The 12,029-nt window shown below is 41.9% G+C and carries 9 protein-coding genes and 1 pseudogene; all 10 read left to right on the top strand.

The features are described 5' to 3' along the window. Positions 1-49 precede the first annotated feature (49 nt). Complete coding sequence (locus tag ITG10_RS00330) at positions 50-859, top strand: sulfite exporter TauE/SafE family protein (protein ID WP_026084211.1); 810 nt, start codon at positions 50-52, stop codon at positions 857-859. Between the two features lie 208 nt (positions 860-1,067). After that, complete coding sequence (locus ITG10_RS00325) at positions 1,068-1,460, top strand: hypothetical protein (protein ID WP_248386612.1); 393 nt, start codon at positions 1,068-1,070, stop codon at positions 1,458-1,460. Between the two features lie 786 nt (positions 1,461-2,246). After that, a pseudogene (gene ltrA / locus ITG10_RS26420) lies at positions 2,247-3,530 on the top strand (group II intron reverse transcriptase/maturase). 197 nt (positions 3,531-3,727) lie between these two features. Beyond that, the gene (locus ITG10_RS00310; protein ID WP_248386610.1) at positions 3,728-4,729 is read left to right on the top strand and encodes a metal-dependent hydrolase; all 1,002 of its coding nucleotides are present in this window, start codon (positions 3,728-3,730) and stop codon (positions 4,727-4,729) included. A 311-nt stretch (positions 4,730-5,040) separates the two neighbouring features. Next, positions 5,041-5,652: a hypothetical protein gene (locus ITG10_RS00305; RefSeq protein WP_017630555.1), complete on the top strand. Its 612-nt coding sequence runs from the start codon at positions 5,041-5,043 to the stop codon at positions 5,650-5,652. Positions 5,653-5,727: 75 nt separating this feature from the next. Next, on the top strand, positions 5,728-6,747 hold the full coding sequence (locus ITG10_RS00300) for a hypothetical protein (RefSeq protein WP_017630554.1): 1,020 nt from the start codon (positions 5,728-5,730) through the stop codon (positions 6,745-6,747). Positions 6,748-6,875: 128 nt separating this feature from the next. After that, positions 6,876-8,282, top strand: a complete 1,407-nt coding sequence (locus tag ITG10_RS00295) for a hypothetical protein (RefSeq protein ID WP_206598105.1) — start codon at positions 6,876-6,878, stop codon at positions 8,280-8,282. 21 nt (positions 8,283-8,303) lie between these two features. After that, positions 8,304-9,257 (top strand): LPP20 family lipoprotein, encoded by a 954-nt coding sequence (locus ITG10_RS00290; RefSeq protein ID WP_017630552.1) that lies wholly within the window; start codon positions 8,304-8,306, stop codon positions 9,255-9,257. A gap of 20 nt (positions 9,258-9,277) precedes the next feature. Further along, a complete protein-coding gene (locus ITG10_RS00285; protein ID WP_248386609.1) occupies positions 9,278-10,405 on the top strand; it encodes a hypothetical protein in 1,128 nt (375 codons plus the stop codon). A 1-nt stretch (position 10,406) separates the two neighbouring features. Next, a complete protein-coding gene (locus tag ITG10_RS00280) occupies positions 10,407-11,990 on the top strand; it encodes a hypothetical protein (RefSeq protein ID WP_248386608.1) in 1,584 nt (527 codons plus the stop codon). The last annotated feature ends 39 nt before the right edge of the window (positions 11,991-12,029 follow it).

The following is a 12,029-nucleotide window of genomic DNA, read 5'->3' as shown; positions in this document are numbered from 1 at the left end:
ATTAATACTGTGTTATTTAAGATAATTAATTGAATAAGAGATGGATGAAATGAGTGAATTGCTGTTGTTGATTTTCTACTGTGCGTTACTAGGCAGTGGTGTTGGTTTTCTTGCCGGGCTTTTGGGCATTGGTGGGGGGCTGATTATTGTTCCAGTGTTAAGCAGCATTTTACTTTATTTGGACGTTTTACCGTCTGACCAAGTTGTTGTCGCTGCGATTGCAACTTCATTGGCTTCGATTCTTTTTACGTCAACCTCATCTGCACTCGCTCACCACAAGAATGGCAACGTGCCTTGGGATCTGGCGCCTTGGATCATGCTAGGTGTTGCTCTGGGAGCACTGGTTAGTGGATTTATGGCTGCGTTACTACCGGAAAAGGTTGTTCGTATCGTGTTTGCAGTGAGTGTGGTTCTTATCGCGATTAAGATGTTCTTAAGCAGCAAAAGCGACGCGCCTAAAGAACGAAAACTACCGAATAAAGGTGTGTTAACGGTGCTGACAACCATTACTGGCGGCTTGTCTGCGATGATAGGTATTGGTGGCGGTGCATTGCTGGTTCCGTTATTAACATTTTTCTCTGTTGATATGAAAAAGGCCATTGGCTGCGCGTCGGCTTGTGGCATTGTCATCGCGTTATTTGGTTCAATCGGCTACATCAGTTCAGGCAGCAGCCAGTTTGCTCTAACTGATGGATTTGCTGGCTTTGTTTATCTGCCTGCGCTGTTGGGTATTGTGTGCACTTCTTGGTTTACGGCTCCGTTAGGCGCAAAAGCGACCAACCATTTACCGGTTCCAACGATTAAGAAAATCTTCTCAGTATTGCTGGTGGTTATCGCGGCAAGCATGGTGGCGCGTTAATTAAAGACCGCCCTCTGGCCTGTAACTGGTTCAGTTTCTTTATCAATTAGACATTTAGGTGCGAGAAAACGCATGTAAATGTCTAGTTGCGATCTGAGTCTATCAATCGCCGTATTTACGCCTTTTAATGCATCATGGCTCATAATAAGATTGTTCACGTTTTATAAATGTTCAAATGTGGTCAAATACTTACCTAAAGGAGCGAGTGATGGCACGAGAAATCTCATTTAAGAACAACAGCACACATTGGAACGTTGTTTTATCAATGACGATAACCTACACGATCGTATCTCTGATGATCAGTTTCTTTTATCAAACTGAATTTCAGCTTTTTCCTTTCATCACCTCAATTACCCTCATGACTTTGGTTTACATGTTTGCCTCAAGGCTCACGAAAAGCAATTTGTCTTTAGACGATGGAAACGTGTATTTGCATGGTATTAAGGCGAATCTAACGGTTAGAAAGTCTTTGTTTGGTCATTCTTTTATTGAAGTGAAATCCTTAACCGAAAAAGGTTACCACAAGGTGAATATACGCAAAGGGCAGGTTGAGCTATCTGATTGGGAGCTATTGCTGAGTAAGACGACGCAATCACGTTGATCAGATACGAGTAATGAGAACCTAATAGGAGCAGTCATCAGGCTGCTCTTTTTTGTTTGCCCAGCGAAGCTGGCAAACCCGTTAGGTTGAAAGAAACCTGAATCACCCCGACTGAGGGGAAGATAATCCGAATCGCAAGGGCGTTGCTGGCTAACGGCAGGGTCTGAAGCGATAGGAAGTTAACAGTACACAACGCAAGTAAACCTGCTTCGGCAGTATAGGTGGGTAAGCGTCCGAAATAGCGCGAAGCCCTATACTCAGTCAGACCTATGCTGTGCTTGAGGTGGCATTGTTAACAGGAGCCAGTGCAGTAACTGGGGAAGCCTGACACCACATCCAAAAGTCTGGAAGCACAAACTCGAAGCGAAAGCTAAGAGCTGTGTTGGTGCGAGGTGGCAGATGAATCCGTAGTAGTGAGTAAGGCTAAGCCTGAGAAGCCCAGTAATGGTGTGGAGGAGAAAACTTAGCTGACCATCAGCATCAAGTTGATGGAGCACTGAAATGCCAAAAGCACTCAGTGCTGCGAAGGGAGGAAGTACACTTTAAGTCTGTGATGAACAGATGTTTTTTTTTTCAGTGATACCCAAACCGAATCGCTATCGGGGTATTCCTAGTTTGGTTGATTGTGGAAGCAAGATACTGAGCTAAGAAACCGTATAGGGGAGTAACTCTGACACACTTCAGTAAATTGCCATTGAGCTAGAAGGCTGAATAGCAGAGAGAAATAACACCCACACTGGACATGAAACACTTGTCCCCACACAGCACACAACCCAAGGAGAGAAAGTGCGAGTTTATTACAGTTTATATGGTCATCTGCTCAACAAAGAGAGGCTGTATAAAGGGTTTAAAAGGTAAAGAAAGCGAAAGGCGCGGCTGGAATAGATGAGCAGAGCCTGAGCGACTACGCCGAAAATCTGAGTGATAACCTCGATCAACTCCTCTCTGAACTCAAAACCAAGCAATACAAACCTCAGCCAGTCAAACGAGTAGAGATACCCAAAGAAGACGGAGGGGTACGATTGCTTGGGATCCCAACCGTTAGGGACAGAGTTGTCCAACAAGCACTCAATGATATCCTCACCCCCATCTTCGAAGAGCAATTTCACCCATCAAGTTTTGGGTATAGACCGAATCGAAGTTGTCACGATGCAATCAACAAATCCACGATGTTTATCCGCCGATACGGATTACAGCACGTCGTAGATATGGACTTGTCGAAGTGCTTTGACAAACTCGACCATGAGTTGATCCTCAAAGCATCAGAAGGCGAGTCACAGATAGCAGCGTGTTAGAGCTGATAAAACAGTTTCTGAAAAAAGTGGCGTGATGATAGACGGTAGTTGGCAGGAGACAGAGCTAGGAAGTCCACAAGGTGGTGTTATCAGTCCTTTGATTGCCAATATCTACCTTGATGCGTTCGATCAGGAAATGCGAAAGCGTGACCATAGGCTCGTTCGTTATGCGGATGACATACTCATCTTTTGTCGTAGCAAGGCAGGAGCAGAGAATGCCCTTGCACAAGCGACGAAGATCCTAGAAGGAGAGCTTAAACTCACAGTGAATCAGACGAAATCACATATAGCGCACAGCCGTGATGGCGTGAAGTTCTTAGGTGTAGAAATCGGGAGTCAATTTACCCGCATTCAAACTAAGAAACTGAAAGGGTTCAAAAGTAAGTTAAAGCGACTGACAAAGCGAGGGTGCGGTAAGCCACTTGAGCAAGTCATAAAAGCTTTAAACCCAGTGTTAAGAGGGTTCAGTCAATACTTCAGGATCACCAATAGCAGCAGAGAGTTCTCAAGGTTAGCAGGGTGGCTACGAAGAAGACTTCGTAGTATCCAGTTGAAACTTTGGAAGAAGCCTCAACGGTTACACCGAAGGTTAAAACAGTTAGGGTATAAGCCGCCGTTCCAACATATCTCAATGACAAGTTGGGTCAGTGCAGCGAGTCCCCTATCAAGCTATGCGATGCCAAATCAATGGTTTAATGACCAAGGGTTGGTAAATCTTGGAACAATAAGGACAGGGCATGTGTTCAGCCAATATGCTGAATGGAAGTGTGCATGAGCCGTATACGAGGTCCGTACGTACGGTTCTGTGAGAGGGATGAGGCGGTAACGCCTCACCCTACTCGATGTTTGCCAGTCTACATTTATACGATTATGTCTATGAGTATGTTGACAAAATCTTGTTGTTTAACTGGATTCACTGCTATAGCTAAATGTACTTGTTCAATTCAAGGGAATGCTAAAAGTGAGTGATTTATGGATCCTTTAACGCAGGGCGTGTTAGGCGCTTCTTTGTCACAATCGGCGAGCAAAAAACAACATTTGGTTGTTGCTGGGGTATTAGGGCTGCTCTCCGGGTTGGCTCCAGATTTAGATGCACTGATCAAGTCTCAGAGTGACCCTTTGCTAGCCTTGGAGTTCCATCGACAATTTACCCATTCACTCTTCTTTATCCCCATTGGCAGTTTGATCTGTGCCTTGGTTCTGCATCACCTGATTGCAAAAAGGCGTGGGCTTTCTTTCAAACAAAGCTGGCTGTTTTGTGCACTGGGTTATGGCACTCATGCACTGTTGGACGCTTGTACCACTTATGGCACGCAGTTACTTTGGCCTTTGACCAACGCGCGTTTTGCTTGGAATACCATATCAATCATCGATCCTGTTTATACGCTTCCCATCCTAATTTTACTTGTGTTTGCAACGTTGAAACGAGTGCCTTGGTTGGCACGTATTGCGTTTCTGTGGGCTTTGATTTACCCAACGCTAGGGATGATTCAGCGAGACAGAGCAGAGGCGGTTGGCTGGCAATTAGCGCAAGAAAGACAACACACGCCGATCCGATTAGAGACAAAGCCGAGCTTCGCGAATATCTTAGTGTGGAAAGTAGTGTACGAAACAGAATCTCGATACTACGTAGATGCTGTTCGAGTCGGCACCTCCGTTAAAACCTATCCGGGGGATTCAATTGCTAAACTGAACGTGAGTCAGGATTTCCCTTGGCTTGATCCTAATTCACAACAAGCCAAAGACATTGAACGTTTCCGCTGGTTCTCGAATGGTTATATTGCTCAGAACCCAACAGACGAGCTGCGTATTATCGATGTCCGATATTCAATTGTACCGAACCAACTCAACGCGCTTTGGAGCATCAAGTTGTCTCAGTCTGCCGATGCAGAGACACATATAAAATACGAAACTCACAGGGACAACACACCTGAATCGAGACAGATATTCTTAGATATGTTGAAAGGTGATTAATAGTTAGAGAGCTTGAGAGTAAAAAGGCTGAGTCAGTAATCTGCCCAGCCTTTTTTCTTTTTTCTAATGTGGAAATTTCAATTAGGGGGCCTACAAGTTATGAGTTAACTCACTAGTATTGGGTGTTTAACTTGTAAATTTAGAGCTATGGGACTAATACGATAAATACAGATTAATTAGTCGTTAAACAAGTTTCTTCTTGCGCATTGTTTTTAAATGGTATATCATACCTCTCATACAATATATCGTACTATACAAGTTAGGGGTGCTATTCAAATCATATGGATATGAGTTAATTAAGGCATTTGAAAATGAAAAAAACTTTACTAGCAATGGTATTTGCAACTTCTATGGTTTCTGGTTGTTCAATGATCGGTGGTCAAGAAGCGGTTTCTTACGAAGACCTTCGCAATGAAGGTGCTGAGCTTTACGCAGTCTCAAATACAGAAGGCTACCAGCCATCTACAGTACAAGAGCTAGAAGTTGCGCGTTTTAGTGTGAACACGGCATTTCTTGCAGCTAAGCCAGTTTACGAGCGCTACACTGACGAACTTCTAAGCACACCTGAGCTAGGTAATTACTTCGCTGCAACAGAAGCTGCTGAAACAGAAGAAGAAAAGCTGGCGATTTATGAAGCGCTAACACCTGAACAAAAAGAAACTGTAGACAATTTCATGGAATCATCAATTGCTGATGAAATGATGTCTGGCCTAGGTGAAGCTGCAACCGTTGCTCTTTCGAATGCTAGCCACTTCCTTGCTCTTGATACAACTTCTATGATCTCTGGGGTTGAGTTCAGTCAATTGATGGCCGAAACAGATTTGATTGAAACTACTATCGAACAGGTTGATTACTTGGACTCTACAATCGTTTCTGCATATCAAAACTACAAAATTATATCAGCATTCAACTCAGCTGAATAATTCCCCTAAAAGCCAGTTTCGACTGGCTTTTATTTAATCTTGTCTCCAGTAACGAAATACCTGAATTATAAGAATATGAAAAAAACTATTAGTCTGCTTTGTGCAGCGATCTTTCTGTTTGGATGCCAATCTACGGCTTTAAAAATTAACTCTGAAGCGGATATAAGTGCGAATTCAAAAATCAATAAGGTTAATCGTGAAGCGTTGTTTGATAGCAATAATATAGAATTACCGAGTAATTATGACGTTAAAGCATTCACTAAAATGTCAATTGCTGCTTACGTAGATCATATTCGATTTGAGAAAGACGCAGAGAAAACCAGTATAGATAATGGAATTGTTGCAAAGCTCTTAGAAAATGAGCTTGCTCGAACAAAACGCTATGAAGTTTTAACTCGAAATTGTGACTCTTGTGAGTATGAAGTTGCTTATCAAGCCGAAAACACACAAGAAAATGGGGCAATCTCTCGTGGTGACCAGTTGAATCCTGATTATGTATTTGAAACATCAGTATCTCTGGGAACCGTTGTTAAAAAGAAAAGTGATCACAACGAGATTATTTTTAGAAGCTTAGTCACAACAAAAGTTGTAGAGCCAAATACCGGTCGTATTGTTCATTCATTTGAACCAATACGTCATAACATGCCTGCTAAGCGATTCTTTATGATGGAAGATAAATTCTTAGGAGGCTTCGACCTTCGTAACCAGAATGAACTCCAAGAAGCTTACAAAGAAGCTGCTCAAAAAGCGATTCAAGTACTGGTCAATCGCACGATGGATTACTACCCAGTGGGTGGCCGTGTTACCAATTACCGTAACGGCCGTTTTGCTATTGATTCAGGGATAAACCAGGGTTTCGCAACTAAGCAACCGGTAATTTTATTCCTTAGTGATGATGGCCTAGATATTCCTATCGCATCGGGTGAAGTAACCCCGAAGTCAGAAAGTGGTTCTGGAGTGATGTTTATTTGGAAAGAGGGCGATCTTGATGCTGAAGATACTCAAAAAAAGCTTGAGGCAATGGGGAAAGATTATTTGAAGCGTAACAAAGTCTATGCCGTGTCTGTAGGGACTCCAGAAGATTGGGCCTTATAAGTATGTCGTTGCTACGTAACATTTTCCAAAAGTACTTGTTGATCACTTTTTCTCTGATGTTTAGCTCAGCAAGCTTTACTGAACCAATGGATGACGTCTTTCATCTATTCGATATAGGAGGAGGAACTGTGTCAGGGAAAAGTGCGGCTACAGGTTATTACGTAGTAGCAATGGGCTTTTCTGGTAAGAAAAATGAAAATAAAGGATTAGAAGAAGCTCGATTAGACGCCTTACGCAAACTCAATGAAATGATAAATGGTGTGACTACTAGTGGTACCACTGCGGCCTCGATGAAATACATCACTGTTTCGGACGGTGAGGGTGAGAGAGAATTTTCAGAAGAGTCATTTATCGATGTAGTCAACACCCGCTTTAAAGGCACGCTTTCAGCGGTGAAAGAATTAAAATCCGGTTCTTACGATGGTGACTATTTTGTAGCGATGGTCATTACTGAAACAGATGTTAACCAAGTAAGTCGTCTAAGAGGCGGATCAGCGGCAACTGATGGTGGTAACACAGTGGTTATTTCTACTGGAGGATCGCAAACAGTAGCTCAAAGTGTGTTATTTAATCAATTTGTTGAATCAAAAGGCTTGGCAGATATGAAGCACGGCGAGGCAGAAGCTCGCAAGCTTGCTCTCATTAATGCTATGCAAAATGCGGTGCAGCAAACTCAAGGCGTCATGTTACAAGGAAAATCTGGGAAGTTTAATGAAGCTATAGCACTAGCTATTTCGACAAAAACTGAAGGATATGTAAGTGCTTATGAAATGCTCGACGAAGACATTGCTAGGGGTCAATACTACGTAATCATCGAAGCGGAGGTGAACTCGGGCAAGCTACTTAATGATGTGGGTTTTTACACTTCTATTCTCGGTCAGCCTGTTTTCGATATTCAATCGCAAAATAGCCTCAAAACGGATTGGTTGACGGACGAATTAGAACAACTAGGTTTTGCAACTAACGATGGTAAAACGAAAGCAACCCATAGCTTCCACTTAACCCAAACCCAAAAACAAGTGGAGAATCACAAAGGTGTTGAAGGCATTGAAACATCCGTCAGTATCGCGTTAAAAGACAATTACACAGGTGATGTTTTATTCACAATTATTAATGATCCCTTGAAAAGTCGTATCTATGTAGATCCTATTAGCCGCTCAAAACAAGTTTCGGAACATATCGCATATAAGCAATTGAAGAAGAAAATGGGTATTGAGGTTATTCAGTCGCTTGCTCGTCATGCGGAAAAAGGCACCGTATACAAAATAGTTTTAAGAAACGCGAAGCGCAATGATGTGGATCTATTTAAACATGTCTTAAATAACGGAACTAGTGGCCAGGTAGAAACATGGAACTGGGATAAAAATGGAAAAACGATGACATTAGATTTTCGTTACTCAGGCCCGCTAAGTCAAGCGTTTGAACAGAGCTTAAGTGAGATTTACCGAACTTTCAAAATAGAAGGTAAAGGTCGCCGACCACATGCTATCAACATTAAAAACCGCAGCGCGGAATTTAAAATTATAAATAGTTAATAACGCTAGCACGGGATGAAAATGAAATACGTTATTTTACTATTGCTCTTAGTGTCAAATGTCGTTTGCGCTCAGCCAACATGGACGCTGAATATAGCGAGTGACCCTAGTACTTTCACTGGCATTGGCGTGGGGGATTCATTGGCTAATGCTAAGTTAGATGCCAAGAACCAGATTGCCTCTTCAATTCGTTCTACACATAGCTTTGCTATTTCGAAAGTAGTCAATACTACTCGGTTGGAAGGAACTTTAGAAACGTCTTCGATCAGTAAGTCGAATGCGAATAATGTGCTTTTACCTGAGCTGATGTGGCCTCATATAGAGAGATACAATGGGGTTTATTATGTGATGGGTAAGATTCGAAAGAACGACTTGATTGCACTATATGAGCGGACTCTAGCCATCACCGCGAGTGAATATAGTAAGCAGTTGGTTTTAAATGAGTTAACTCTACAAGACTATCTTAAGCTACTTAGTGGACAAGAAAAGATCGCTCTTGCTGCTGAGAGAGCGTCGATAATTTATGAGGATTCAAGTAAAGGAAAAGAATTTCACGCCTCATTTCTATCTTTGAATAAGAAGCTCAACCAATACAGTAATAAATCCTGCATAAAGGTCTTCTACAAAGGGAGCTCATCTTTTGAGCGAAAAATGTTTGAACCTATGGTTGAGCAAGTGCTGGCATCGTCAGGAATAACGGTTGATACATTGGTTTCGTGTGAGCCAGTGAAGATCAATGTTAATTCGGATGGCTCAAAAGTAAATGGGCAACGTATAGACAAAATTAAACTGTTTGTAGAGTTAGGGTCTCCAGTGATTGTGTCCAAAACGGTTACATTTGGAGGACGCAGTAGCGGCTCAAAGAAATCATCATATTCAAATGCAGTTGATAATTTTATCCAATATTTCAATGAGAATAACCCGTTCATGGGATATTTGTTAGACACCTCTAAATCTACGCTTGTTATTAAGTAAGCACAGTTCGAAGAGATAAAATGATTACTAATAAAAAACTGTTATCGATGTTTCTTGCTTGTAGCTGTCTGTTCATTAAGTCTGTAGCAGCTCAAAGTGCATCGGACGCCTATCAAACAAAGTTATCAGATAACGAGACTGGTGTTTACGAAGATGGAAACTGGGTTTTCTTCGTTGTAAAGCAACAATGTTTAACTAACAAAAAATTTGCAGGTACCGCGGAGTCTAAAGCTGCTGAAAAAACTTTTTATACGATGCTCGCTAAAGAAGTAGTCGTGCGAAGCGTTTCTTTCTCTTCTGAGATTAAAGGAATTATGCAGCCTTTACGGAGTGACATTAAACAAGATGTATCTATGAGACTTAATGCTCGGACGGCATTAACGCATAAACTTTTATTCGATCGCAATAGCCAAACGGATTCTTGTACTCAAGAGTATGTGGTGGTCTTAGATAGAGAACAATTTAAGTCTAACGGCGTGATCATTCCGCGAAACCAAGTTGAGAGTAGCGCTGTGAGCTTAATTTTGATGGCTCTGGAGCGTAAAGATTTTGTGTTAACTCAGCAGTATTTGCATAGTTTGGGTCAAAGAAAATTAGCTGATATTTATCAACTTATTAATGGTAACCAAGTGTTGTCCGTTAATTTAAATACTAACGACCTTGTTGAACTATGTAATGCAAGCTTTTGTTCGCTCAGTGCTAAGCCATTTTCAGCCCATGATATTAATAAAGTTATAGCAACAGCGATATTAAATAACGGGTTGGTAAAATTTGAAAACATAAATCCGAGTGTTCAACTCGCTGATCTACTTTATCGAAAAGCGCAGGCTAATTTCTCAGCAGGAACAAATGCCAATGAGATAATCCAGGATCTAACGCTTGCTATCAACCTTGCGCCCCAACAGGCAAGAAATTGGAAAATGTTGGCGGATATAGCGAGGGCTCTTGGTAAAGAAGATCTGTTCAAGGCTGCAACTGCACAATCTATCCTCCTAGAACCTGAGTCAGCAGAATCTTGGGTGTATCTCTATCTATCTATCAAAGATGCCGAGCCAGTAATTGCGAATAATTTAATTCGTTGGCTAAAGCTGATTGACCAACAAAAATCATTCTCGTCATGGGCGAAAAAGCAAATAAATGGTGAATAACATGAAGCAAGTTTTAACTCCGTTAGCATTGGTAATTGGTATTGCAATGCTCCCTACAGCAAGTGCTGCTGACTTTATCGCTCAAGAAAGTACTCCTGCACTCGAAGCGGTTGCCGACATGACAGAAAAACCTTATGAACAGATTGAAATCACCGAAGAGAACTATGTTTCTGCGGAAGATCAACTTCGTGATTTGATGGTAACCAGAGGTTGGCAACAAGGCTGGGATGCGGATAAGAAGCGTATTTTTGTCGTTCATAGTGAAACTTTCGATAATGACGATCCGACTTATGATGATGCGTTTGTAATCAAGCGTTCTATGTTTGCAACTCTCGCGACTATGGGTGCTAAAGCTAAAGTTGTGGAATTTATGCGTACGAAGATGAGTGCGGTCGATCAACTAAGTGCGCCAGGTACAGATGTGCATGCTGAGCTTAATGAGAAGTTTATAAAGCTAGAAAAGAAAATTGCTAGCAGCCAAAAGACATTAACTAAATTGCTTATTGAAGTAGATGCCACTGAAGCAGCTCACATTCAAGGGGCAACGTATGAAGACCGTGGTCAAGCTTTTATGGATGCAGTGATTAAGAAGCTTGATGCGGCATACTCTTCTGGTGAAATTGAAGAGAAGAAGCTCAAAAAGTATGAGAAAGCAAAAGCTCGTTACGAAGAGGCACAAGTGGAACATGAAGAGATCGTAGCAAAGGCAGAAGCGATTAAAGGCTCTGTAGCTCTAGAAGCCACCAGTATGGTTGATACTTTAGCCAAGGCACCTCTTATGGGGACATCTATTCTTGCACAATCTGAGTCTTGGAATGCAGAAGAAGAGCGTTATGAAGTTGCAGTTCTAACCGTTTGGAGTCCAAAACTAGAACAAGGTGCAAAGGACATTATTACAAGTCAAGAACAGGCACTTAAACCTAAAAAGGCTCTTTCAGTCCAACAGTGGCTAGCAAAACAAGATGCAGCAACGCTTGTTGGCCCACGTACTTATGTTGATCACACTGGTGCTCGTTGGTTTGTTGGTGCATATGCAATGCCTGCAAGTGGTTCTTCTGCAAAGTTGCGCAAGAATAAAGGTATTGCGGACCTGATGGCTAAGAAAGAAGCTGTAATGGCGCTTTATGCAGATGTAGAAACGCATAAGCAAGCTCAAGTCGCAATGCAAACTAGAACTGGTGAGTTAGGTGGAAAAGACCACACTGAAGTTGCAACAAGTTTTGCAGAGACAACTCGACAGTCAGTAGAGAATCGTCAGGTAAATGGTATGTCACAGTTGATGAGTAAAACGGTTGTTCATCCAATCTCTAAAGAAAAAATTTACGTAGTAGCATACGGCGTTTCCGGACGTAGTGCGGCAGAGGCTCTTGGTTTAGAGTATTCAGCGTTTCAATCTGCAGCAGAGGCTAATCGTAGTAATAATGCTAATCGCGCGGCAGGGGAAGCTTTGCAACAACTTCAGGTAGATTCAAAAACAGAAGAAGTAAAACCAAGTGCTATTATTCAAAGTTCCAATAACATAAAAACAGTGTCCAAGAGTCAAACTTTGCTTAATGCTCCACTAATTGATGAAGATGATTTTTAATTAGTCTTTATTAAGGTTAGCCCTCTCAAATCAATAGAA

The sequence above is a fragment of the Vibrio sp. ED004 genome (assembly GCF_023206395.1).
Classification (GTDB): Bacteria; Pseudomonadota; Gammaproteobacteria; order Enterobacterales; family Vibrionaceae; genus Vibrio.
This window is presented reverse-complemented; position numbering and strand designations above follow the sequence as displayed.

Bases quoted from the DNA above. Each gene is read 5' to 3' on its own strand.
- ITG10_RS00330 (WP_026084211.1), top strand. From the start codon at position 50: ATGAGTGAATTGCTGTTGTTGATTTTCTACTGTGCGTTACTAGGCAGT.
- ITG10_RS00325 (WP_248386612.1), top strand. From the start codon at position 1,068: ATGGCACGAGAAATCTCATTTAAGAACAACAGCACACATTGGAACGTT.
- ITG10_RS00310 (WP_248386610.1), top strand. From the start codon at position 3,728: ATGGATCCTTTAACGCAGGGCGTGTTAGGCGCTTCTTTGTCACAATCG.
- ITG10_RS00305 (WP_017630555.1), top strand. From the start codon at position 5,041: ATGAAAAAAACTTTACTAGCAATGGTATTTGCAACTTCTATGGTTTCT.
- ITG10_RS00300 (WP_017630554.1), top strand. From the start codon at position 5,728: ATGAAAAAAACTATTAGTCTGCTTTGTGCAGCGATCTTTCTGTTTGGA.
- ITG10_RS00290 (WP_017630552.1), top strand. From the start codon at position 8,304: ATGAAATACGTTATTTTACTATTGCTCTTAGTGTCAAATGTCGTTTGC.
- ITG10_RS00285 (WP_248386609.1), top strand. From the start codon at position 9,278: ATGATTACTAATAAAAAACTGTTATCGATGTTTCTTGCTTGTAGCTGT.
- ITG10_RS00280 (WP_248386608.1), top strand. From the start codon at position 10,407: ATGAAGCAAGTTTTAACTCCGTTAGCATTGGTAATTGGTATTGCAATG.